Here is a 20,639-nt window from a genome sequence, read left to right on the forward strand (position 1 = left end):
CGTGCGCCACACGATACTGACCGTGCCCGGCTACCACGGCAGCGGCGCCGGGCATTGGCAGAGTTGGCTCGAAGGCGAGTTGCCGGAAGCGCGCCGCGTCGGCGGCATCGACTGGGAAGATCCGCTGCTCGCGCGCTGGGCCGGCGAGGTCCGGCGCGAGATCGACGAAGCGCCCGGCGCGGTGTGGATCGTCGCGCACAGCTTCGGCTGCCTCGCCAGCGTCGTCGCCGCGGCGGACCGGCCGCAGAAAGTGGCCGGCCTGCTGCTGGTGGCGCCCGCCGACCCGGAACGCTTCGACCCGCTCGGCCTGCGCGCCGATGCCGGACAAGGCCTGAGCCTCGCCGACTACCTGCCGCAGACCGCGTTCGACTGTCCCAGCATCCTGGTCGCCAGCCGCAGCGACCCCTGGCTGAAGATGCCTGCCGCCCGTACCTGGGCCGAGCGCTGGGGCAGCCGACTGATCGACGTCGGCGACGCCGGCCACATCAATACCGACTCCGGCTACGGGCCGTGGCCGCAGGCGCTCGAGCTGCTGGCGCAGTTGCGCGCGGCCGCCGACACCCCGCTCGGCGCGATCGCGTCGCGCAAGCAGGCCCGGCGCGGACGCATGGGCGCACTGGCCCGGCTGCGCCACCAGACCCGGCGCCTGATCAACGGCGAAGCCCGCGTACCGAGCCGGCCATAGAACTCGGCCATGAACCGGCCATCCGGAGGCCGGCCGTCCGGTTGCCGGGAACGCCGGATTCTTATTCACCGCACGGGAATCCATTGGAATTTTTGTTGGTTCGGATGCGGACGGGGCAAGCGTAAGGTTTGCGTATATCGACACAGGGCAAAACGCCCGAAGACACAGGAGGAAGGAAGATGGCCATCAGCGCAAGCACCGCAACCCCCACCAGCCCCGTCGCCTCGCAGCCGGCGCAGGCCGGGCCGCTCCACCCCATTCTCGAGCGCGCCCTGGTCCATGCGGCCGACGAAGGCCTGCCTTATGCGGGCGGCGTGACGCCGACCGAGGCCTGGGAACTTGTCTCGGCCGGCGAAGCCGTACTGGTGGACGTGCGCAGCGGCGAGGAACGCAAGTTCGTCGGCCACGTACCGGAATCCCTCTTCGTGCCCTGGGCCACCGGCACCTCGCTGACACGCAACCCGCGCTTCGTCCGCGACCTGGAAAGCAAGACCGGCAAGGACGCGGTCGTGCTGCTACTGTGTCGCAGCGGCAAGCGCTCGGCCCTGGCGGCCGAGGCCGCCGCAAGGGCAGGCTTCAAGCATGTGTTCAACATCCGCGAAGGCTTCGAAGGCGACCTGGACGACCAGCAGCGCCGTGGCTCCTTCAACGGCTGGCGACACGCCGGCCTGCCCTGGGTCCAGGACTAATCACACGGAAACAGGAGTCACATCATGTCGCACTGGTATACCGACAACGCGCAGTCCATCGGCCATACGCCGCTGGTGCGCCTGAACCGGATCATCGACGGCGCCCCGGCGACCGTGCTGGCCAAGATCGAAGGCCGCAACCCGGCCTACTCGGTCAAGTGCCGGATCGGCGCGGCGATGGTCGAGGATGCCGAGAAGCGCGGCCTGCTCGGCCCCGGCAAGGAGCTGGTCGAACCCACCAGCGGCAACACCGGCATCGCGCTGGCCTTCGTCGCCGCCGCCAAGGGCATTCCGCTGACGCTGACGATGCCCGAGACCATGAGCATCGAGCGGCGCAAGCTGCTGGCGACCTTCGGCGCCAAACTGGTGCTGACCGAAGGCGCCAAGGGCATGCCCGGCGCAATCGCCAAGGCCGAGGAAATCGCCGCCACCGAGCCGGACAAGTACGTGCTGCTGCAGCAGTTCAACAATCCGGCCAATCCCGCCATCCACGAGGCCACCACCGGCCCGGAGATCTGGGACGACACCGACGGCGCGATCGACATCCTGGTCTCGGGCGTCGGCACCGGCGGCACCATCACCGGCGTGTCGCGCTTCATCAAGCAGACCAAGGGCAAGGCCATCCAGGCCGTCGCGGTCGAGCCCACTGCCAGCCCGGTGCTGACGCAGGCTCGCAGCGGCGAGCCGCTGAAGCCCGGCCCGCACAAGATCCAGGGCATCGGCGCCGGCTTCGTGCCGAAGGTGCTGGACCTCGAACTGGTCGACAGCGTGGAGCAGGTCAGCAACGAGGATGCGGTCGACTACGCCCGCCGCCTGGCGCGCGAGGAAGGCATCCTGTCCGGCATCTCCAGCGGCGCCGCGGTAGCCGCGGCCGTCCGCCTGGCGAAGCAGCCGGAGAACGCGGGCAAGACCATCGTCGTGATCCTGCCGGATTCGGGCGAGCGCTACCTCAGCTCGGTGCTGTTCGAAGGCCTGTTCAACGAAGCGGGGCTGCCGGCGTGAGCGACCGTCCCGTGAGCCTTGCGCCGCTGTCGGCGGTGGTGCCTTCCTCGGTTCCGTATCTGGATCTGCGGGGCATCGTCGCCGGCCTGCACGAGGCGCGGGACCGTTGGCGCGCGCAACGCAAGCGCGGCGGCGAAGGCGGCGCGCGCGAGTTTCCGTCGCGCGACGCCCTGCGCAGCATCGCCACCGACCTGTGCGGCGCACTGTTCCCGATGCGGCTCGGGCCGCCTGACCTGCACGTCGAAGGCGAGGATTTCTACGTCGGCCATACCCTGGACCGTGCCCTCAGCGGCCTGCTGGCCCAGGTAAGGCTCGAGCTGGCCTGCCAGGCGCGCCACGACGAAACGCTCGCGCCCCGGGTCGATGAGCGCGCCGCCGGCATCGTGCGCAGCTTCGCCGCCGGCCTGCCGGCGCTGCGCGCGCTGCTCGACACCGACGTGCTCGCCGCCTTCGACGGCGACCCCGCGGCACGCAGCGTGGACGAAGTGCTGCTGTGCTACCCCGGCGTGCTGGCGGTCATCCACCACCGCCTCGCCCATGCGCTGTACGAGCTCGGCGTGCCGCTGGTGGCGCGCATCCTGGCCGAGCTGGCGCATTCGGATACCGGCATCGACATCCACCCGGGCGCGCAGATCGGCTCCGGCTTCTTCATCGACCACGGCACCGGCGTGGTCATCGGCGAGACCGCGGTGATCGGCCAGCGCGTCCGCCTGTACCAGGCCGTCACGCTCGGCGCCCGGCGCTTCGAGGTCGACAGCGACGGCCATCTCGCCAAGGGCGGCGCGCGCCACCCGATCGTCGAGGACGACGTCGTGATCTACGCCGGCGCCACCGTGCTCGGCCGCATCACGATCGGACGCGGTTCGAGCATCGGCGGCAACGTCTGGCTGACGCGCAGCGTGCCGCCGGGCAGCAACGTCACCCAGGCCGGCCTGCACCACGAACGGCTGGAGGAACGGGATGGGGCCGACAGCTAATTTCGGCCCCGTCGTCCGCAGCCTGCGCCGGCGCCAGCGATGGTCGCAGGAGCGCCTGGCCGAACTCGCGGACCTCGACCGCACCTACATCGGCGAGATCGAGCGCGGCGACGTCACGCCTTCGCTGCTCACCGCGCAGAAGCTCGCGGCCGCGCTGCAGACCCCGCTGTCGGCGCTGATCGCGTGTTGCGAGCACGACGCCTCCAGCGCACTCCACTCCTGAATTTGATGGCGATAGCCGGTTGAGACGGCCCCGCCCGGGGCAGGACACTTGCTGCGTCCCGCTTTTCCATTCCATATGGTTTCTGACAGAAAGGAGTCGACCATGGCAGTAGCAGAGAAGGTGCATCACGCGCTCGGCGATACGGCAGCCCGCCAGCTCGCCAACGCCACCAAGACCGTCCCCCAACTCGCCACCATCACGCCGCGCTGGCTGGTGCATTTCCTCGAATGGCTGCCGGTCGAGGCCGGCATCTACCGCCTGAACAAGGTCAAGAACCCGCAGGACGTGCGCGTGTCGTGCTCGCAGCGCGAGGACGAAGGCGATCTGCCGGAGATCTTCGTCGACTACGAGGACCAGCCGCGCGAATACTTCCTCAACGCCGTCACCACGGTGCTGGACGTCCATACCCGCATCTCCGACCTCTACAGCAGCCCGCACGACCAGATCAAGGAACAGCTGCGCCTGACCATCGAGACGGTCAAGGAGCGCCAGGAGTCCGAACTGATCAGCAACCCGGACTACGGCCTGCTGGCCAACGTCGCCGACGAGCAGCGCATCTCGACGCTGACCGGCGCGCCGACGCCGGACGACCTCGACGACCTGCTGACCCGCGTGTGGAAGGAACCGGCCTTCTTCCTGACCCACCCGCTCGGCATCGCCGCCTTCGGCCGCGAATGCACCCGCCGCGGCGTGCCACCCCCCACCGTGTCGCTGTTCGGCTCGCAGTTCCTGACCTGGCGCGGCATTCCGCTGGTGCCTTCGGACAAGGTGCCGGTCGAGGACGGCAAGACCAAGATCCTGCTGCTGCGTGTCGGCCACAAGCGCCAGGGCGTGTCGGGCCTGTTCCAGCCCGGCGTCGCCGGCGAGCAGGGGCCGGGCCTGTCGGTGCGCTTCATGGGCATCAGCCGCAATGCGATCGCCTCCTACCTGATCTCGCTCTACTGCTCGCTGGTGGTTCATTCCGACGACGCGCTGGCCGTGCTCGATGACGTTGAAGTGGGCAAGTACCATGACTATTCCGCACTCGATACCTACAAGTGAGGGGCTGGCCGCCATCGGCGGCCCCCCGCCCGGCTTGCCTCCCGGCCTGCCCGAGGAAGCGCTGCTGAGCCGGCTCGCGGGCGAATTCTTCGCCCTGCTGCCGAGCGGCGCGCCGGACGCGCAACTGCCCTTCGGCCAGCCGCCGCAGCCGCCACAGACCGAGATCGCGCTCGGCAACCGTGCGCCTGCGCTGGCGCCGCTGCCGGGCACGCCCCACGCTGCGCCGGACGAAGCGGTCGATGCCGCGCCACTCGCGGGCCGGGCGGCCAATCCGGTGCTCGGCATGCCCGAAGCCCATGCCGCGGCGCTGCCGCCGCTCGCGCCGCCACCGGCGGCGACCGTGCCGGGCGCCCCCTCGACGCCCTACTACTTCCTGGGCGAAGCCAGTGCCTGGCCGTCGCAGGCTGATCCCGGCGCTCCGGAGCACATCGGCCCGGGGCGCGCCAGCCCGGCGCCCGGCACCTTGGCACACGCCAATCCGGCGCAAGAGGACCGCATCACCGCGCGCTCCTTCGGCCTGCCGGGCGAGGCGGAGCTGGCACGCCTGCTCGGCGATCTCGACCGCGGCCAGCGCAGCCCTTCGCCGGCAAGCACCTCCGGCCCTGGCTTCTACTTCCTCGATCCGGCGGTGGAGCAGCAGGTCCCGGCCGTGCCGGCCGCCCGTGCACCCTTCGACGTCCATTCGGTGCGCAAGGATTTCCCCATCCTGCAGGAGCGCGTCAATGGCAAGCAACTGATCTGGTTCGACAACGCCGCCACCACGCACAAGCCGCGTGCGGTCATCGACCGGCTGGCGTACTTCTACGAGCACGAGAACTCCAACATCCACCGCGCGGCGCACGAACTGGCCGCGCGCGCGACCGACGCCTACGAAGGCGCGCGCAGCAAGGTGGCGCGCTTCATCGGCGCCGCCTCGCCGGAGGAGATCGTCTTCGTGCGCGGTACCACCGAAGGCATCAACCTGATCGCCAAGACCTGGGGCGTACAGAACGTCGGCGAAGGCGACGAGATCATCGTCTCCCACCTCGAACACCACGCCAACATCGTGCCCTGGCAGCAGCTCGCCGCCGCCAAGGGCGCGAAGCTGCGGGTGATTCCGGTCGACGACAGCGGCCAGGTGAAGCTCGACGAATACGCCAGGCTGCTCAACCCGCGCACCCGCATCGTCTCGGTGACCCAGGTGTCGAACGCGCTCGGCACCGTGGTGCCGGTCAGGCAGATCGTCGCCATGGCGCACGCCGCCGGCGCCAGGGCGCTGGTCGACGGCGCGCAGTCGGTGTCGCACATGCGGGTCGATGTGCGCGACATCGACGCCGACTTCTTCGTCTTTTCCGGCCACAAGGTGTTTGCGCCGACCGGCATCGGCGCGGTCTATGGCAAGCGCGAAGTGCTCGAGGACATGCCGCCCTGGCAAGGCGGCGGCAACATGATCGCCGACGTCACTTTCGAGAAGACGATCTACCACGGCCCGCCGACCCGCTTCGAAGCCGGCACCGGCAACATCGCCGACGCCGTCGGCCTGGGCGCGGCGATCGACTACGTCGAGCGCATCGGCATCGAGAACATCGCCCGCTACGAGCACGACCTGCTGGTGTATGCCACTCACGGCCTGCTCGGCGTGCCCGGCCTGCGGCTGATCGGCACCGCCGCGGACAAGGCCAGCGTGCTGTCCTTCGTGCTGAACGGCTACACCACCGAGGAAGTCGGCCGCGCCCTCAACGAAGAAGGCATCGCGGTGCGCTCCGGCCACCACTGCGCCCAGCCCATCCTGCGCCGCTTCGGCCTCGAAGCGACGGTGCGGCCTTCGCTGGCCTTCTACAACACCTGCGAGGAAGTCGACACCCTGGTCGCGGTGCTGAAGCGGCTGGCATCGGGCAGGCGGTCGTTACGCTGAGTTACGCAAGCCGGCAGCGAAAGGAAAGAGTCATGGCGCAAGCTGTGGCTCTTTTCACATGTGCGCGCCGGCGTCATCCCGCTGTACTAGTCAGCGACCTTGGCCCAATGTGCATACGCATACATGCCCATCGAGAGCCGTCATGCATCGTCGAGATCAAACTCCCCGCCGCGGCCCGTGAATATATCCCGATCATCCGGCTTGCGAATCACGATGATGGTCACGGCCGGCGGAGCGTGAGGGAAATCATCCTTCAAGTGCTGCTGCACCGGCGGGAACAATCGCTCCCATAGCTCGAAGGAGCTCTGGATCGCACCCGGCAGCGCCAGGACCGCCGTCAGCATGACGGCCGTCGCCGGGTCGGCCAGCGCGGAGGTCACGCGCTGCTTCGCCTTGACCAGAACTTTCCAGTCGAAGATGTAGCTTCCGCGCCGCAGGCCGGTCCCTACGAACTCGAGATCGTAGAGCAGTGCCAACGCCGGTTGCTGCCGCCTGAATTCCCGGGCCAGCAGATACTGAAAACCCCTCGCGGCGACCTGCGCATCGCTGAAATCCTCGCCCGGAACATGGAGCGAAACTTCGATCACCGCCAGTATCTTCTCGAGCGCCAGTGCTTCGGATTGCACGGTGCCGGAAACGGGTTCGTCGGACTGCGTGGTCATGATCTGCTCTCCTGCCGGTCGAAGCGCTCGCTCACCCGAGCCCGCGCCGCCTCTGCCACGCAATCATAGAGCAGCGCCACGCGTAGTCCAGGCGGCAAAGCGACATCCCGCCGAAGGATTCCGTCAATGGACGCGAGCAGCCACCCGCGACAGCTTGTCGCGCAGCTCCAGCACCGAGTGCCGGCAGAACACCAGCACCAGGTCGCGGTTCGCCGCCTGGCGCTTGATGCTGTACAGCAGGTCGTGGCTGACCCGGTTGCACAGCACGACGACGACGCGGGTGTCGATGGGGATCGGCTTGCGGTTCTGATGCACGTGCCGTCCCGACCAATGTTCGGCGCAGGTGATGCCGAGATGCGCCGAGCTGATGAGTTCGTTCCTGATCGCGTCCACCCGGTCCGCGCCTACCACGAGTGCTCTCATTTTCTTCTCCGCCGATACTGGACTTCGATCCATACCTGTCCATGTGCATTGCCATTCCGGAATTGACAGGGACATTCATGAATGCCGTGGAGAAAAGATAAGCAAGAAACGCCGGGCAACGAACCAAGTTAATCTGATTTGCATTTCCATGTTCCGGAGCGGCCTGCTTTTCACAAAGCGCTCAGAAAGGCTAGCAGCGCGGCCTTTTCCGCATCGGTCAGCCCCAGCGGGCGTAAATGGGATGATTTACGCGCAATAGCCATATACAGCGGATGGGCGGCTTCAGCCGGATTGCGTGCCCACGTCTCGCCGCCGCCCCGGTCATACAGGTTGATGACGCCTTCCAGGGTACGGAACAGGCCGTTGTGCATGTAGGGCGCGCTCTCGGCAACATGGCGCAGGCTCGCGGTGCGGAAAGCACCGGCATCCGCCCTGCGGCCGGTGACGAGGTAGCGGCCGAGATCGGCCGACGGTTCGCCGAAGAAGGCAATGCCCAGATTGTGGAAGCCGCCATCGGTCAGCAAAGGGCCGAAGTGGCAGTTGGCACAGCGGGCCTTGGTACGGAACAGGTGCAAGCCTTCGATTTCGGGATCGGACAACTGCCGGAAGTCGCCGGCGGCAAAACGATCGAAACGGCTTGGCTTTTCCAGCGAGCGCAGAAAGGCGACGAGCGCGTCGCCGAGCTCGGCCGCGCCGATGCCGCCATCGCCGAAATGCTCGCGGAACGAGGCCACGAAAGCGGTATCGCTGCGGATGCGCGCCAGGACCTGCTCGAGGCTGTCGTTGCCCATCTCGTGCGCCAGCGTCAGCGGCAGGAGCGCCTGGGCCGCCAGGCCGGTGCCTGCGCCGTCCCAGCCGAACCGGGCTTGCCAGGCTGCGGCGTATAACGACGGCGGATTGCGCCTGCCGAGCCTCCCCCATGTCCCCGCGCCACCGCCGCGGGAATGCTCCAGCCATGCTGCGGATGGTGGCAGCCGGTGCAGGCAGGCGCGCCGTCCGCAGCAAGGCGGCCATCATGGAACAGGCGCCTGCCCAGTTCTGCCTTGGTGCCTGCAACCGGCAGCGCCAGCGCGCCAAGCTCGACGTAATCGACTTCGGCATCGATCCACGGTGCCGGCCAGCGCTCGGGCGGCTGCTGATAGGCAGCGCGCAGTGCAGACGACGTGTCCGAGCTGCCAGCAATGGCCAGGGACGACAGCAGCAGCGCCACCAGCAATGCGGCAGCAAGAACACGCTCCATCAATGGCAATCGGGGCCGATCTGGTCGAAAAAGACTTCGAAAGCAACATTGGAAGCCCATTGGTCGGCCCGTCGCTGCCAGTGTGCGGAACCGTCCAGCGTCTTCAATGCCCGGCGCAGCGCGGCTTCGACGGTGGGACTTTCCGGCGGCAGCACCAGCCGCAGCACCGCTGGCTGGCGCGCACCCAAGCTCGCCGAGAACTTGCGCCATTCGTCCTTTCCGCGCAACGCGTCCAATAGCACGGCATCGTGCAGCGAGGCGTCGCACTGCCCGGTTCGCATCGCCACCAGGGCCTGCGCAGGGGCTTCGAACGACAGCGTTTGCGCGCCAAGAACATGGGCCAGCGCCTGCGCCTCGGCGTGCGCGCTGGTCACGCACAGCGTACGCCCGGCAAGCTGATCCCAGCGCCTGATCGTGGTGTCGGAGCGCATCAGCACATCGAGGCCGGAGGTAAATCCGGTGTCGACCAGCTTCGCACCCGGTGGCAACTCAGCCGGCGTGCCGCGCACGAGCAGCGCATCGACCTCGCCGCCACCGAGCGCCGCCTGTGCCTGTCCTGCAGGCAGCGGCACCAGTTCGACCACCACGTCCAGGTGGCGGCCGATCTCCTCCACGAACGCGGGTTGAAGGCCATCCGCGGTGTAGTCGCGGCTATCGCTGCGCGGCTGGGCGATATCGACGAGGCCGATCCGCAGGCGGGTATCGGCAGGCAGGCGCTCGGCGCTGGCCTCCCGGGGTATCCCGCCGGGAATCACCACCGCCATGGCCGCAATGGCGAGCAGGGCCATGACGAGAATCGGCTGCCAGGTAAGCTGCTTTCCTGAAATGAGGTCGCCACGATCCGGCGGCCTTCCACCGGAAGGCGGCGACAATACGGGATCATCCTGCTCGGAATTTGAATTCAATAGCATTGCACTCCAGAGAATAAGGCCTATTCATTTCATGGCATGCCGAAATTAGCACCTCCGTGCGCGGCCTGTGGAATAAGAAATACGGGAATCCTTATCTGCAAATATTCGTTCCCCGCCGCCAGGCCCATCCCTAGACTTTCCCCAGCCCGATCGACACGGCAGCCGGAAACAAATCGGCATTGCCGGTCATGAATCGATGCAGGCCGCAAAAAAACCCACCTGAATCCGAATGGATGAAATCCGTTCCAGGGCCGCTTTTCCCCATTCCCCACGGAGACCGAGAATGAAAACGTCCAGTAAACGCAAAACACCGGTCCGCCGGCATCTGCTGGCCCTCGCGGCGCAGGCCGGCGCAATGCTGCTGCCGGCCGTTCCGGCCACGGCCGCCGCCGAGACCCTGCCCGCGATCAATCTCCAGCTCTCGCCCTGGACCGTGATCGCGCGGGAAAAAGGCTTCTTCAAGGAAGAATTCGAGCGCATCGGCACCAGGCAGGTGAACCTGATCGCTTCCGGCGCCGCCGACCTGCTCGGCGCCGAGGCCGCTGCGGTCGGCAACGGCGCGATCGCCATCGCACAGCGCATGATCTATCCGGCGACGGTGCACCGTGCCAACGGACTGGACGGCGTCGTCGTCTGGGCCTCCGAGCCGTCCAACCGCTACCGCGCGCCGATCCTGACCCGCGCCGACGACGACAGCATCAAGACGGTGGCGGATCTGGACGGGCGCAAGTTCGGCAGCAGCCGCATCAGTTGCTACTGGTCCTCGCCTTTCGAGCAACTGCACAAGGCCGGCCTGCCGCTCGATTCGCGCGCCGAGCGCGGCCGTGTCCGCTACGAATCGATCGACAACGGCGTGGTGGCGATCTCGGCCGTGCTATCGGGCGCCACCGACGCCACCACCGCGCACCTGGCGGCGACCCAATTCACCGGCGCATGGCTGTCGGGCAAGCTGAAGGTCGTCGGCCATTCGCCCGACGACGGCGTGTACGTCAATCATGCCGGCCGTGTCACCTACTTCGCCCGCCGCGACTTCGTCGACAAGTACCCCGAAGTGGTCAAGGCCTTCCTCGCCGCACGCGAGCGCACGCTGGCATGGACGCTGGACAACGTCGATGAAGCCGCGAAGATCGTCGCCCGCGACACCCGGGTGCCGGTCGAAGTCGCCAAGTTCCAGATCACCCATGCAGGCCAGTGGGAGTTCATGGCCGGCGAGCCGAATGCCGAGCGCGCCCGCAACGCGATCAGGACCTTCCAGGAATGGCACATCGCCAACGGCGACGACATCCTGTCCGAACGCCAGTTGAGCGCTGCGCAGATCCACGCCTTCATCGACGAGCGCTTCTTCGTCGGCGGCCAGTACTCGATCTATCAATGACCCGCGTGGCGGGCCATCGCGCCCGCCCCAACCGAGCACAGGTAATCCCCATGAGTACAGCAGAAGTCGTCGACGGCAGGCTGGCCGCCGGCAGCGCCGGCCCTTCGCGCCTGTCGCGCATCCAGTCCTTTCTCGCCCGCCTCGACCCCATCGGCCTGATCCTGCCGGTGCTGATCCTGGCCGTGTGGCAGCTGTCGTCCTCGCGCGGCTGGGTCGACCCGGTCTTCCTGCCCGAACCGCGCACGGTAGCCAGCGCCTTCTGGAAGATGCTGACGGAGCAGGATCTCGCGCTGGATTTTCTCGCCAGCGTGACCATCGTCGGCCAGGCCTTCATCTACGGTTCGCTCGCCGCGGTCGTGCTCGGCATCGCCGCCGGCCTGTCCCGGCGGGTGGAGCGCTTCCTCGGCCCGACCTTCGACACCATTCGCCACATTCCCGGCATCGCCTGGCTGCCGCTGATCGTGCTGTGGCTCGGCCTGGGTGCGCCGGCCAAGATCCTGGTGATCGCCAAATCGGTGTTCTTCCCGGTGTTCCTCAACACCCTGCAAGGCATCCGCAACGTGGACAAGGCCCACATCGAACTGGCGCAGGCGCTGACCCTGACGCGCTGGCAACTGGTGCGCAGGATCATCATTCCGTCGGCCATTCCGAACGTCATGGTGTCGCTGCGCTATGCCGCCGGGCTGGCGTGGGCGCTGGTGGTGGTGGCCGAAGGGCTGAGCGGCCTGGAAGGCCTGGGATTCCTGATCTTCCGCGCCCAGGGCCTGCTGCTGACCGATCAGTTGCTGGTGTGCATGGTCGTCATCGGCGTGGTCGGCTTTCTGATCGACCGCAGCATGTACCTGCTGCAACGCCGCGTGCTGCGCTGGAAGCAGGGCTTCGAAGGCTGAGCCCGCCTCCTCCCCATCAGGCATCGCCCCCATTCCGGAGAAAACCCCAATGGCAGAACCTTCGCGCCTGGAGATCCGCAAGCTCTCCAAGCACTACGACGTCAATGGCAAGCGGCGGCTGGACGTGCTGGCCGGCATCGAGCTCACCGTCGAGCCCGGCTCCTTCGTCTCCATCGTCGGCCCGAGCGGCTGCGGCAAATCGACCCTGCTGCGCCTGATCGCGGGCCTGGACACCGACTACCGCGGCGACATCCTGCTGCACGGCGAACGCGTTTCCGGCACCAGCCTGTCGCGCGGCATCGTGTTCCAGGATCACCGCCTGCTGCCCTGGCTGACCCTCGAAGAAAACATCGCGCTCAGCCTGGAGAACTCGGGCTGGAGCAAAGCCAGGCGAACCGAGGCGGTGCGCTCGCACATCGCCCTGGTCGGCCTCGGCGGCTTCGAGAAAGCCTATCCGCACCAGTTGTCGGGCGGCATGGCGCAGCGCGGCGCGATCGCCCGCGGCCTCGTCGGCCAGCCCGAAATCCTGTTGCTGGACGAACCGCTGGGCGCGCTCGACGCCCTCACCCGGCTGCGCCTGCAGGAAGAACTGCAACGCATCTGGCGGGCCGAGGGCGTCAGCATGATCCTCGTCACCCACGATGTGGACGAGGCGCTCTTCCTCAGCGACAAGGTGGTGGTGATGAATGCCGGGCCGGGACGCATCGTGCGCGAATTCGAACCGAGGCTCGCCCACCCGCGCGAGCGCGGCAGCCACGCCTTCGGTCAACTGAAAGGCGAGATCCTGGCCGCGATGGGCGACAGCATCCACGCCGAGGCGCTGGCTGCATGATCGCCGCCGCCTTCGTCCGCCGGCGCATCGCCGCGCTTGCGCTGCTGGCCGGCCTCGTCTCGAGCGGCAGCGCCGGGGCGGCCGACATTCCGCCGGCGACCGATCTACCGGATCTCGCCCCCATCCGCGCACAAGTCTACGCCGGCGAGTTCGACGACGCGACTGCCGCACTGCTCGCGCTGAGCGCGAGCGTCCGCCATGCCGACGTCTACAACCTGCTCGGTTTCAGCCTGCGCAGGCTCGGCCGCTACGAGGAGTCGGGCCGCTGGTACCGCGAAGCCCTGCACTTCGACCCCGGCCACCGCCCCGCGCTCGCCTACCAGGGCGAACTCTTCATCGCCCTCGGCGACATCGAATCGGCGCAGAAGAACCTGCGCTACCTGGAACTGCTGTGCGCCCCGCCCGCCTGCCTCGAACGCGACGAACTGCTCGCCGCGCTGGCGCAGGCCGGCCATGCACCTGAATGAAAAACCCCGGAACCATGGACATCCCCCTGGACGACATCCTCGCCCGCCTGCACGCCACCGCCGTCGAGCGCGACGCCCGCGGTGGCCATGCCGCAGCCGAAAAAGCCCTGCTGCGCGATGCCGGCCTGCTGCGGCTGTCGATTCCGCGCGCCTTCGGCGGCGAGGAACGCAGCTGGCAGGAAATCTACGCGATCGTGCGCCGGGTCGCCGCGGTCGACAGCGCGCTCGGCCACGTGCTCGCCTTCCATCACCTGCAAGTGGCGACCGTGCTCATCTATGGCGACGCCGAACAGGCCGAGCGCCTGCTGAGCCACACCATCGCCCACCAGTGCTGGTGGGGCAACGGCATGAACCCGCGCGACCGCCGGCTGGCGGCACAGCGTACCGGCGACGGCCTGCTGCTGAACGGCATCAAGTCCTTCTGCTCCGGCACGGTCGGATCGCATTTCATGACGCTGTCGGCCGTGCTCGGCGACGCGCCGCGGCCGCTGCTGGCGGTCGTGTCCACCGCTCATCCGGGCGTCCGCATCCAGGACGACTGGGCGCCGATCGGCCAGCGCCAGACCGACAGCAACTCGGTCGTGTTCGAGCAGGTGCCGGTCGCCGAAGGCAACGTGCTGCTGTGGCCCGAGCGCGAGCCGACGCCTTTCCACACCCTGCGCAACTGCCTCGCCCAACTGGTGCTGAGCAACCTCTACCTGGGCATCGCCGAAGGGGCGCTCGCCGAAGCCAGACACTACGCGCACACGCAGGCCCAGCCCTGGCTGGCCTCGGACGCCGCCCACGCGGTCGACGACCTCTTCACCCAGAACCGTTTCGGCGAGATGCATGTGCACATCGCCGGCGCCCGCGCACTTGCCGAACGTGCCGCCGAACTGGTCGACCGCGCCTTTTCCCGCGGCCAGGCGCTCACCGCAGCCGAGCGGGCCGACGTCGCCGTGGCCGTCGCGGAATCGAAGATCCTCGCCCACCGCGCCGGGCTCTTCGTCAGCCAGGAACTGTTCGACGTCACCGGCGCGCGCGGCACCAAGGCGAGCCTGGGCTTCGACCGCTTCTGGCGCAACGTGCGCACCCACACCCTGCACGACCCCATCGACTACAAGCTCAACATGCTCGGCCGCTGGACGCTGAAGGGCGACCTGCCCAACCCGCAGCTCTACGCCTGAATCCATTTCATTCCTGCCGCCTTGCCGCGGCACCGCCTGAACGCCCAGATCCAACAGGAGCCCCCATGAGTACCCCCATCAAGGTCGTCGCCGTATCCGGCAGCCTGCAACGCCCGTCCCGCACCCTGAGCGTGGTCGAGGCACTGCTCGACGAACTCGCCGAACAGGCGCCGATCGACACCCGCCTGATCGAACTCGGCAACATCGGCCCGCGGCTGGCCGGCGCACTCTATCCCTCGCAACTGCCGGACGACATCAAGGCCGACATCGCGGCCATCGAGTCGGCCGACTTCCTGGTGGTGGCGAGCCCGGTCTACCGCGCCTCCTTCACCGGCCTGTTCAAGCACCTGTTCGACTTCGTCGACCAGCACGCCCTGATCGACGTGCCGGTGCTGCTGGCCGCCACCGGCGGCAGCGACCGCCATGCGCTGGTCATCGAACACCAGTTGCGGCCGCTGTTCAGCTTCTTCCAGGCCCACACGCTGCCGATCGGCGTCTATGCCAACGAAGCCGAGATCCGCGACTACAAGGTCGACAGTCCCTCGCTGCGCGCCCGCATCGAACTCGCCGCCGAGCGCGCCCGACCCTTCCTGCGCAAGCGGACCACCCCCCTGGCGGAGGCGCCGAAGTTCGTGCGCGCCGCCGCCTGAACGAGGACACACCATGAGCCCGGACATCTTCTGGTTCCTGCCGACTTCCGGCGACACCCGCTACCTCGGCAAGTCCGACTCCGGCCGGCCGGTCACCATCGACTACCTGCGCCAGATCGCCACCGCGGCGGACGATCTCGGCTACGACGGCCTGCTGATCCCGACCGGCAGCGGCTGCCTCGACCCCTGGGTGGTGGCGGGCAGCGTCGCCCAGGCGACGCGCAAGCTGAAGCTGCTGGTGGCCCTGCGCACCGCGCTGACCAAGCCGGCCGCCGCCGCACGCATGGCAGCCACGCTCGACCAGGCCACCGGCGGGCGCCTGCTGCTGAACGTGGTGGCGGGCGGCGACTCGTCCGAACTGGCCGGCGACGGCATCTTCCTCGGCCACGATGCGCGCTACGACGAAGCCGACGAATTCCTCTCCATCTGGCGCCGCCTGCTGCAAGGCGAGACGGTCGACCATGAAGGCGAGCACCATCGCGTGCACGGCGCCCGGCTGCTGTTCCCGGCGGTGCAGAAGCCCTATCCGCCGCTGTACTTCGGCGGCTCCTCGGACGCCGCCCACGCGCTCGCTGCCGAGCACGTCGACGCCTACCTGACCTGGGGCGAACCGCCCGCCGCGGTGGCGGAGAAGATCGCCGACGTGCGCGCCCGTGCCGCCCGGCGCGGGCGCAAGCTGCGCTTCGGCGTGCGCCTGCACGTGATCGTGCGCGAAACCAACGAGGAAGCCTGGGCCGCCGCCGACAAGCTCATCAGCCGGCTGGACGACGACACCATCGCCAAGGTGCAGGCCCGCTTCGCCTCGATGGACTCCGAAGGCCAGCGCCGCATGGCCGCGCTGCACGGCGGACGCCGCGACAAGCTCGAAGTCAGCCCCAACCTGTGGGCGGGCGTGGGCCTGGTGCGCGGCGGCGCAGGCACGGCGCTGGTCGGCGACCCGCAGACCGTCGCCGCGCGGCTGAAGGAATACGCCGACCTCGGCGTCGACACCTTCGTGCTGTCTGGCTATCCGCACCTGGAAGAAGCCTGGCGCTTCGCCGAACTGGTGTTCCCGCTGCTGCCGGGCAAGAAGCCGGTGACGATCCAGGACCAGGTGATGACTGGCGGTCCCTTCGACGCCAGTACGGTGAAGGTGGTGCAGAAAGAAGCGGCCTGATAGGTACGATGCGGCGGACAAGCGCGAGCCTCGAGCACATCCATATCTGCTACCTTGGCTACTTAGTCATCGGGAGCAGAATCATGCGAACGCTCACGCTCGCGGAAACGAAATCTCGTTTCTCCGCCGTCATCGACCAAGTCATCGCAGGCGAGGAAATCGTCATCACGCGCCACGGCCAAGCTGTCGCCCGAATCATTCCCGAACGCAAGCGTGAGATACCCGGAAAATCTCCGATGATCGATGAATTGCGCGACTTTCTTGAAGCACAGCCTGTCCAGCCTCGTTCGGCCACAGAAGTCGTGCGCGAAGTGCGGGATGGCAAAGCTTGATGGTGCTCTGATAGCGGCTGCGACCCGCTCAAGCTGCCAGCTCGAGCGGCCCGATGCGTTCGAGCGCGTCGCCCATCGCCCGGCGTGCTTCCTCGAAATCGTAGTCGGACTGCAAGCCGCTCCAGAAGCCCGGCGTCGTACCGAAATAGCGCGCCAGGCGCAAAGCCGTGTCGGCACTCACCACGCGACGGCCAGCCACGATCTGCGAAATGCGTCCTTCGGGCACGCCGATGTCCTTTGCCAGCCGGTATTGGCTGATGCCCATCGGCAGCAGGAACTCTTCCTTCAGCACTTCACCCGGATGGATGTTGGGCAATTTGTCCATGTTCGTCTCCATCAGTGGTAGTCGACGATCCTACCCAATCACCCCTCCGCCGTCCCGAACCGCTTCGCCACCCGATTGGCGCACAGCTCCAGCGTCGAGCAGAAGACGTAATACACCAACGCGACGAACAGGAAGATCTCGGTCGGGTAGACCATCTCGCGGTTGCTGACCTGGGTGGCGACGAAGGACAGTTCGCCGACGCCGATGACGTAGGCGAGCGAGGTGTCCTTGATCAGCGCCACCCACTGGTTGATGAAGGACGGCACCATGATCGGCAGCGCCTGCGGCAGGATCACCAGGCGCAGCGCCTGGCCGCGGCTCAGGCCGAGCGCGGCGGCGGCCTGCCACTGGCCCGGCGGCAGGCTGGCGATGCCGGCGTGCACCGAATGCGCCAGGTAGCTGCCGCCGATCAGCGACAGCGCCACCACCACGGTGCCGGTGCCCGGCACGTCGATGCCGAACAGGATCGGCAGCAGGAAATAGGTCCAGAAGATCAGCATGATCACCGGGATGGCGCGGAAGAAGCCCAGCCCCATCAGCAGCATGCTGTGCGCGGCGCCACGCGCCATCGCCAGCGCAACGCCGAACACCAGCCCGAGCACGCCCGAGGCGATCGCCGACACCACGCTCAGCACCAGCGTCAGCGCGGCGCCGCCGAGCGGGCCGTTGGGCCAGGCGCCCAGCATGAAATAGCCGAAATTGTTGGCGACGACGCTGAAGTCCATGATGCGGAACGGCTCTCAGTGACTGGCGCCGGGCGCGGGCTTCCTGCGCTGCAGCCACTGCCCGGCGAGTTCGATGACGATGATGGTGAGGATGTACAGCGTGGTGGCGATGCCGAAGGCCTGGAAGGTCTTGAAGGTCTCGGTTTCGACCTGGCGCGAGGCGTAGGACAGCTCGGCCAGCCCGATCGCCATCGTCAGCGAGGAGTTCTTGACCGCGTTCATGTACTGGCCGAGCAGCGGCGGCAGCGAGATGCGGAAAGCCTGCGGCATCACCACGTTCAGCCACACCTGCAGCGGCGTGAAGCCCAGCGCCTGCGCGGCGGCGATCTGGCCGGCGGGCACGCCGCGCACGCCGGAACGGAATTCCTCGGCGATGAAGGCCGCGGTGTACAGCGTCAGGCCGAAGAAGCCGGCGATGTATTCGAACGAGGGCCAGCGCACGCCGAACAGCTTCAGGTCCCAGACGTGCGGCGTGTTCAGCCAGATCAGCAGCGTCTCCGGCATCAGCGCACTGGCGCCGAAGTACCAGAAGAACAGCTGCACCAGCAGCGGCGTGTTGCGGAACACCGACAGCCAGGCACGCGCCGGCCACGACCACAGCGGCGACTGCGCGACGCGGGCCAGGCACAGGCCGAGGCCGAGCACGGTGGCGGCGACCGACACCAGCGCCGACAGCAGCAGCGTGACGCCGAAACCTTCGATCAGCCAGCCCAGGTATTTCGGTGCGAGCAGTTCATCGAGCATGGTCGGCAGTCATGGCGAAACGGGTACGGACGATGGAAATACCCCCGCCGGCCGGCGAGGCGGGCGGGGGCAGCAACAGCAAGGACGACGGTTTACTTGTCACCGATACGGAAGATGCGCGTCAGCGGCGTCCTGGAATCGGGGCCGAACCAGGTGTCGTAGATCGCCTGCGCCCGGCCGCTGGCTTCCAGCTCACGCAGCGAATCATTGACGAACGCGGTCAGCCGATCCTCGCCCTTGGGCAGGCCGGCGCCGATCAGGTCGTCGGAGATCGAGAACGGCGGAATCTCGTACTTGTCCCGGTCCGGCACGTTGGCGAGCAGGCCGACCAGCTTCGGCCCGTCCTGGGTGATGGCCTGCACGTTGCCGTTGCGCAGCGCGGTGAAGGCGAACGGCGTGTCGTCGTAGGCGACCAGCTTGGCGCTCGGGTATTTTTCGCGCAGCACGATCTCGTTGGTCGTGCCCTTGTCCACGCCGATGCGCAGGCTGCCGAGCTGCTCCGGCGAACTCAGCGTGCCCTTGCGGGCGACGAACTGCTGGCCCGAAGCGAAATAGGGAATGCTGAAATTGACTTGCTTGGCACGCTCTTCGGTGATGGTGAAGTTGGCCAGCACGACGTCGACCTTGTTGGCGGTCAGCAGCGGGATGCGGTTGGCCGGGTTGGTCGGCACCAGTTCGAGCTTCACGCCGAGCCGGTCCGCCAGTTCCTTGGCGTAATCGACGTCCAGGCCGGCGATCTGGCGGGTCTGCGGGTCGATGAAGCCGAAAGGCGGGTTGCTGTCGAAGGCGGCCACGCGCAGCACGCCGTTCTTCTTGATGTCGTCCAGGCGGTCGGCCTGGGCGAGGCCGGACAACAGGGACAGGGCGAGCAGGGTCGCCAGGCGCAGTTTCTTCATGTCGGGGACTCCGGATACGGTGGAAACATTCGGTCCGTCGGCCGTACATGGCCGAGGAGAGGCGCCGAGATTAATCGGCGCACTCCGGATATCCAACGAACAAGAAGTGATATGGATATGCGCGCCGACGCTTTCAGCCCGCCAGCGCCTGGCGCAGGTCGGCCAGCAGATCGTCTGCAGGTTCGATGCCCACCGACAGCCGCAGCAGATCGGGCGGGCAGCGGGTGCCCTCACCTTCGACACTGGCACGGTGCTCGATGAGGCTTTCCACCGAACCGAGCGAGGTCGCGCGCTTGAACACTTGCACACGGGCGGCAACGTCGCGGGCCTTGGCCTCGCCGTCCTTCAGGCGGATCGACAGCATGCCGCCGAAGCCGCCGCTCATCTGTGCCGCGGCCACCGCATGGCCCGGATGCGAGGGCAGCCCGGGATAAAGCACCTGCGAGATGGCCGGGTGGGCTTCGAGCTCGGTGGCGAGCCGCAGCGCATTGGCGCAGGCGGCGCGCACACGCAGATGCAGGGTGCGCATGCCGCGCAGCAGCAGCCAGGCCTCGAACGGCCCGAGGATGCCGCCGCCGAGGTTGCGCATGGCGCGGATGCGCTGCCACAGCGGCGAATCCTCGCGCGTGGCCAGCGCACCGGCGACGACGTCGGAGTGGCCGTTGAGGTACTTGGTCGCCGAGTGCATGACGATGTCGGCACCGAGCGCCAGCGGCTGGCACAGCACCGGCGTCGCCACGGTGGAATCGACCACCGTCATCGCCCCATGCTCACGAGCGAGCGCCACCGCCGCACGAATGTCGGTGACCTCCCAGGTCGGGTTGGCCGGCGTCTCGATCCACAGCAGGCGGGTCGGCGCGGCGGCGAGTTGGGCGCGCAGGCCATCCAGGTCGGCGTTGTCGTAGAAGGCGAGCTGGATGTGGCCGTGCTCGGCCCGGTCCAGCAGCCACTTGCGCAGCGCCCAGTACATCGAATGCGGCGCGACCACGCGCTCACCCGCATCCAGCGCCTGCAGCACCGCCGTCGCCGCCGCATGGCCGGACGCGAACAGCAGCGCCTGCGTACCGCCTTCGAGCTGACGCAGCACCTCTTCCGCTTCGATGTAAGCCGGGCTGCCGTCACGCGCGTACAGCCGCCCGCCCGGGTAGCTGCCGTCGGCCGCGCGCTCGAAGGTGGTGGCGAGATGGATGGGCGGGACGATGTCGCGGTAAGGCTCGGCGACCTGACCGAGGCCATGCACGGTGAGCGTTTCGAGTGAGCGCATGTCGGGTTCCTGTCGGTAGGGCTGCGGCACGCGGCCGCAAACCCGGAAGGCTAGCGCTTCGTCCGGCTCA

23 protein-coding genes and 1 pseudogene are annotated in these 20,639 nt (G+C 67.8%); 15 read left to right on the forward strand and 9 right to left on the reverse strand.

The genetic code is table 11. The annotated features are described in order from the left end of the window. Window position 1: 1 nt before the first annotated feature. The 7 genes from AAFL97_RS19425 (at window position 2) to AAFL97_RS19455 (ending at window position 6,511) form a co-directional block, all read left to right on the forward strand. Window positions 2-685, forward strand: a complete 684-nt coding sequence (locus tag AAFL97_RS19425) for an RBBP9/YdeN family alpha/beta hydrolase (protein ID WP_341646323.1) — start codon at window positions 2-4, stop codon at window positions 683-685. A 179-nt stretch (window positions 686-864) separates the two neighbouring features. Beyond that, complete coding sequence (locus tag AAFL97_RS19430; RefSeq protein WP_341646324.1) at window positions 865-1,374, forward strand: rhodanese-like domain-containing protein; 510 nt, start codon at window positions 865-867, stop codon at window positions 1,372-1,374. Between the two features lie 24 nt (window positions 1,375-1,398). After that, window positions 1,399-2,376 carry a cysteine synthase A gene (gene cysK / locus AAFL97_RS19435; RefSeq protein WP_341646325.1) on the forward strand — a complete coding sequence of 326 codons (978 nt, stop codon included), beginning with the start codon at window positions 1,399-1,401 and terminating at the stop codon, window positions 2,374-2,376. Next, window positions 2,373-3,353 carry a serine O-acetyltransferase EpsC gene (epsC, locus tag AAFL97_RS19440; RefSeq protein WP_341646326.1) on the forward strand — a complete coding sequence of 327 codons (981 nt, stop codon included), beginning with the start codon at window positions 2,373-2,375 and terminating at the stop codon, window positions 3,351-3,353. Before cysK ends, epsC begins: the two co-directional genes overlap by 4 nt. Beyond that, window positions 3,337-3,576 (forward strand): helix-turn-helix domain-containing protein, encoded by a 240-nt coding sequence (locus tag AAFL97_RS19445; protein ID WP_341646327.1) that lies wholly within the window; start codon window positions 3,337-3,339, stop codon window positions 3,574-3,576. Before epsC ends, AAFL97_RS19445 begins: the two co-directional genes overlap by 17 nt. A 102-nt stretch (window positions 3,577-3,678) precedes the next feature. Continuing rightward, on the forward strand, window positions 3,679-4,617 hold the full coding sequence (locus AAFL97_RS19450) for a family 2A encapsulin nanocompartment shell protein (protein ID WP_341646328.1): 939 nt from the start codon (window positions 3,679-3,681) through the stop codon (window positions 4,615-4,617). Then, a complete protein-coding gene (locus AAFL97_RS19455) occupies window positions 4,586-6,511 on the forward strand; it encodes a family 2A encapsulin nanocompartment cargo protein cysteine desulfurase (protein WP_341646329.1) in 1,926 nt (641 codons plus the stop codon). The genes AAFL97_RS19450 and AAFL97_RS19455 overlap by 32 nt, the downstream gene beginning before the upstream one ends. A 140-nt stretch (window positions 6,512-6,651) precedes the next feature. Here the strand turns inward: AAFL97_RS19455 and AAFL97_RS19460 are convergent, their stop codons facing one another. The 4 genes and pseudogenes from AAFL97_RS19460 to AAFL97_RS19480 all read right to left on the reverse strand — a co-directional run bounded on the left by AAFL97_RS19460 (window position 6,652) and on the right by AAFL97_RS19480 (window position 9,747). Next, entirely contained in the window at window positions 6,652-7,173 is a 522-nt protein-coding gene (locus AAFL97_RS19460) for a hypothetical protein (protein ID WP_341646330.1), read from the reverse strand. A 123-nt stretch (window positions 7,174-7,296) separates the two neighbouring features. Beyond that, window positions 7,297-7,596, reverse strand: a complete 300-nt coding sequence (locus AAFL97_RS19465; protein ID WP_341646331.1) for a DUF2325 domain-containing protein — start codon at window positions 7,594-7,596, stop codon at window positions 7,297-7,299. Between the two features lie 170 nt (window positions 7,597-7,766). Beyond that, window positions 7,767-8,896: pseudogene (locus AAFL97_RS19470) on the reverse strand (cytochrome-c peroxidase). After that, the gene (locus AAFL97_RS19480) at window positions 8,836-9,747 is read right to left on the reverse strand and encodes a hypothetical protein (RefSeq protein ID WP_445954509.1); all 912 of its coding nucleotides are present in this window, start codon (window positions 9,745-9,747) and stop codon (window positions 8,836-8,838) included. The pseudogene AAFL97_RS19470 and the gene AAFL97_RS19480 overlap by 61 nt, the downstream one beginning before the upstream one ends. A gap of 283 nt (window positions 9,748-10,030) precedes the next feature. Here AAFL97_RS19480 and AAFL97_RS19485 point away from each other — a divergent pair, with 283 nt between their 5' ends. The 8 genes from AAFL97_RS19485 to AAFL97_RS19520 all read left to right on the forward strand — a co-directional run bounded on the left by AAFL97_RS19485 (window position 10,031) and on the right by AAFL97_RS19520 (window position 16,615). Beyond that, on the forward strand, window positions 10,031-11,122 hold the full coding sequence (locus AAFL97_RS19485) for an ABC transporter substrate-binding protein (RefSeq protein ID WP_341646333.1): 1,092 nt from the start codon (window positions 10,031-10,033) through the stop codon (window positions 11,120-11,122). Window positions 11,123-11,172: 50 nt separating this feature from the next. Then, the gene (locus AAFL97_RS19490; RefSeq protein WP_341646334.1) at window positions 11,173-12,012 is read left to right on the forward strand and encodes an ABC transporter permease; all 840 of its coding nucleotides are present in this window, start codon (window positions 11,173-11,175) and stop codon (window positions 12,010-12,012) included. A gap of 49 nt (window positions 12,013-12,061) precedes the next feature. After that, window positions 12,062-12,844, forward strand: coding sequence for an ABC transporter ATP-binding protein (locus AAFL97_RS19495; RefSeq protein WP_341646335.1), 783 nt, complete (start codon window positions 12,062-12,064; stop codon window positions 12,842-12,844). Continuing rightward, entirely contained in the window at window positions 12,841-13,311 is a 471-nt protein-coding gene (locus tag AAFL97_RS19500) for a tetratricopeptide repeat protein (RefSeq protein ID WP_341646336.1), read from the forward strand. Before AAFL97_RS19495 ends, AAFL97_RS19500 begins: the two co-directional genes overlap by 4 nt. A 14-nt stretch (window positions 13,312-13,325) precedes the next feature. Further along, window positions 13,326-14,477, forward strand: coding sequence for an acyl-CoA dehydrogenase family protein (locus tag AAFL97_RS19505; RefSeq protein ID WP_341646337.1), 1,152 nt, complete (start codon window positions 13,326-13,328; stop codon window positions 14,475-14,477). A gap of 65 nt (window positions 14,478-14,542) precedes the next feature. Further along, window positions 14,543-15,127: an FMN reductase gene (msuE, locus tag AAFL97_RS19510; protein ID WP_341646338.1), complete on the forward strand. Its 585-nt coding sequence runs from the start codon at window positions 14,543-14,545 to the stop codon at window positions 15,125-15,127. A gap of 13 nt (window positions 15,128-15,140) precedes the next feature. After that, window positions 15,141-16,283, forward strand: a complete 1,143-nt coding sequence (gene ssuD / locus AAFL97_RS19515; protein ID WP_341646339.1) for an FMNH2-dependent alkanesulfonate monooxygenase — start codon at window positions 15,141-15,143, stop codon at window positions 16,281-16,283. 83 nt (window positions 16,284-16,366) lie between these two features. Continuing rightward, window positions 16,367-16,615 (forward strand): type II toxin-antitoxin system Phd/YefM family antitoxin, encoded by a 249-nt coding sequence (locus tag AAFL97_RS19520; protein ID WP_341646340.1) that lies wholly within the window; start codon window positions 16,367-16,369, stop codon window positions 16,613-16,615. 28 nt (window positions 16,616-16,643) lie between these two features. On the opposite strand, the gene AAFL97_RS19525 is transcribed toward AAFL97_RS19520, so the two are convergent. The 5 genes from AAFL97_RS19525 to AAFL97_RS19545 form a co-directional block, all read right to left on the reverse strand. After that, window positions 16,644-16,940, reverse strand: coding sequence for a HigA family addiction module antitoxin (locus AAFL97_RS19525; protein ID WP_341646341.1), 297 nt, complete (start codon window positions 16,938-16,940; stop codon window positions 16,644-16,646). Between the two features lie 38 nt (window positions 16,941-16,978). Next, window positions 16,979-17,665 carry an amino acid ABC transporter permease gene (locus AAFL97_RS19530; protein ID WP_341646342.1) on the reverse strand — a complete coding sequence of 229 codons (687 nt, stop codon included), beginning with the start codon at window positions 17,663-17,665 and terminating at the stop codon, window positions 16,979-16,981. A gap of 15 nt (window positions 17,666-17,680) precedes the next feature. Further along, window positions 17,681-18,409, reverse strand: coding sequence for an amino acid ABC transporter permease (locus tag AAFL97_RS19535; RefSeq protein WP_341646343.1), 729 nt, complete (start codon window positions 18,407-18,409; stop codon window positions 17,681-17,683). A 92-nt stretch (window positions 18,410-18,501) separates the two neighbouring features. After that, window positions 18,502-19,305: an ABC transporter substrate-binding protein gene (locus AAFL97_RS19540; RefSeq protein ID WP_341646344.1), complete on the reverse strand. Its 804-nt coding sequence runs from the start codon at window positions 19,303-19,305 to the stop codon at window positions 18,502-18,504. Between the two features lie 133 nt (window positions 19,306-19,438). Further along, on the reverse strand, window positions 19,439-20,569 hold the full coding sequence (locus AAFL97_RS19545) for a trans-sulfuration enzyme family protein (protein WP_341646345.1): 1,131 nt from the start codon (window positions 20,567-20,569) through the stop codon (window positions 19,439-19,441). Window positions 20,570-20,639: the final 70 nt, after the last annotated feature.

It is taken from the genome of Thauera sp. SDU_THAU2, from assembly GCF_038260575.1.
Classification (GTDB): domain Bacteria; phylum Pseudomonadota; class Gammaproteobacteria; order Burkholderiales; family Rhodocyclaceae; genus Thauera.

What these genes read in the sequence shown, in the direction of transcription:
- AAFL97_RS19485 (WP_341646333.1), top strand. Translation starts at nt 10,031, where the DNA reads ATGAAAACGTCCAGTAAACGCAAAACACCGGTCCGCCGGCATCTGCTG.
- AAFL97_RS19520 (WP_341646340.1), top strand. Translation starts at nt 16,367, where the DNA reads ATGCGAACGCTCACGCTCGCGGAAACGAAATCTCGTTTCTCCGCCGTC.
- AAFL97_RS19540 (WP_341646344.1), bottom strand. Translation starts at nt 19,305, where the DNA reads ATGAAGAAACTGCGCCTGGCGACCCTGCTCGCCCTGTCCCTGTTGTCC.
- AAFL97_RS19490 (WP_341646334.1), top strand. Translation starts at nt 11,173, where the DNA reads ATGAGTACAGCAGAAGTCGTCGACGGCAGGCTGGCCGCCGGCAGCGCC.
- AAFL97_RS19495 (WP_341646335.1), top strand. Translation starts at nt 12,062, where the DNA reads ATGGCAGAACCTTCGCGCCTGGAGATCCGCAAGCTCTCCAAGCACTAC.
- AAFL97_RS19525 (WP_341646341.1), bottom strand. Translation starts at nt 16,940, where the DNA reads ATGGACAAATTGCCCAACATCCATCCGGGTGAAGTGCTGAAGGAAGAG.
- AAFL97_RS19480 (WP_445954509.1), bottom strand. Translation starts at nt 9,747, where the DNA reads ATGCTATTGAATTCAAATTCCGAGCAGGATGATCCCGTATTGTCGCCG.
- AAFL97_RS19530 (WP_341646342.1), bottom strand. Translation starts at nt 17,665, where the DNA reads ATGGACTTCAGCGTCGTCGCCAACAATTTCGGCTATTTCATGCTGGGC.
- AAFL97_RS19505 (WP_341646337.1), top strand. Translation starts at nt 13,326, where the DNA reads ATGGACATCCCCCTGGACGACATCCTCGCCCGCCTGCACGCCACCGCC.
- AAFL97_RS19545 (WP_341646345.1), bottom strand. Translation starts at nt 20,569, where the DNA reads ATGCGCTCACTCGAAACGCTCACCGTGCATGGCCTCGGTCAGGTCGCC.
- msuE (WP_341646338.1), top strand. Translation starts at nt 14,543, where the DNA reads ATGAGTACCCCCATCAAGGTCGTCGCCGTATCCGGCAGCCTGCAACGC.
- AAFL97_RS19455 (WP_341646329.1), top strand. Translation starts at nt 4,586, where the DNA reads ATGACTATTCCGCACTCGATACCTACAAGTGAGGGGCTGGCCGCCATC.
- AAFL97_RS19450 (WP_341646328.1), top strand. Translation starts at nt 3,679, where the DNA reads ATGGCAGTAGCAGAGAAGGTGCATCACGCGCTCGGCGATACGGCAGCC.
- ssuD (WP_341646339.1), top strand. Translation starts at nt 15,141, where the DNA reads ATGAGCCCGGACATCTTCTGGTTCCTGCCGACTTCCGGCGACACCCGC.
- AAFL97_RS19535 (WP_341646343.1), bottom strand. Translation starts at nt 18,409, where the DNA reads ATGCTCGATGAACTGCTCGCACCGAAATACCTGGGCTGGCTGATCGAA.
- AAFL97_RS19500 (WP_341646336.1), top strand. Translation starts at nt 12,841, where the DNA reads ATGATCGCCGCCGCCTTCGTCCGCCGGCGCATCGCCGCGCTTGCGCTG.
- AAFL97_RS19445 (WP_341646327.1), top strand. Translation starts at nt 3,337, where the DNA reads ATGGGGCCGACAGCTAATTTCGGCCCCGTCGTCCGCAGCCTGCGCCGG.
- AAFL97_RS19465 (WP_341646331.1), bottom strand. Translation starts at nt 7,596, where the DNA reads ATGAGAGCACTCGTGGTAGGCGCGGACCGGGTGGACGCGATCAGGAAC.
- AAFL97_RS19460 (WP_341646330.1), bottom strand. Translation starts at nt 7,173, where the DNA reads ATGACCACGCAGTCCGACGAACCCGTTTCCGGCACCGTGCAATCCGAA.
- AAFL97_RS19430 (WP_341646324.1), top strand. Translation starts at nt 865, where the DNA reads ATGGCCATCAGCGCAAGCACCGCAACCCCCACCAGCCCCGTCGCCTCG.
- cysK (WP_341646325.1), top strand. Translation starts at nt 1,399, where the DNA reads ATGTCGCACTGGTATACCGACAACGCGCAGTCCATCGGCCATACGCCG.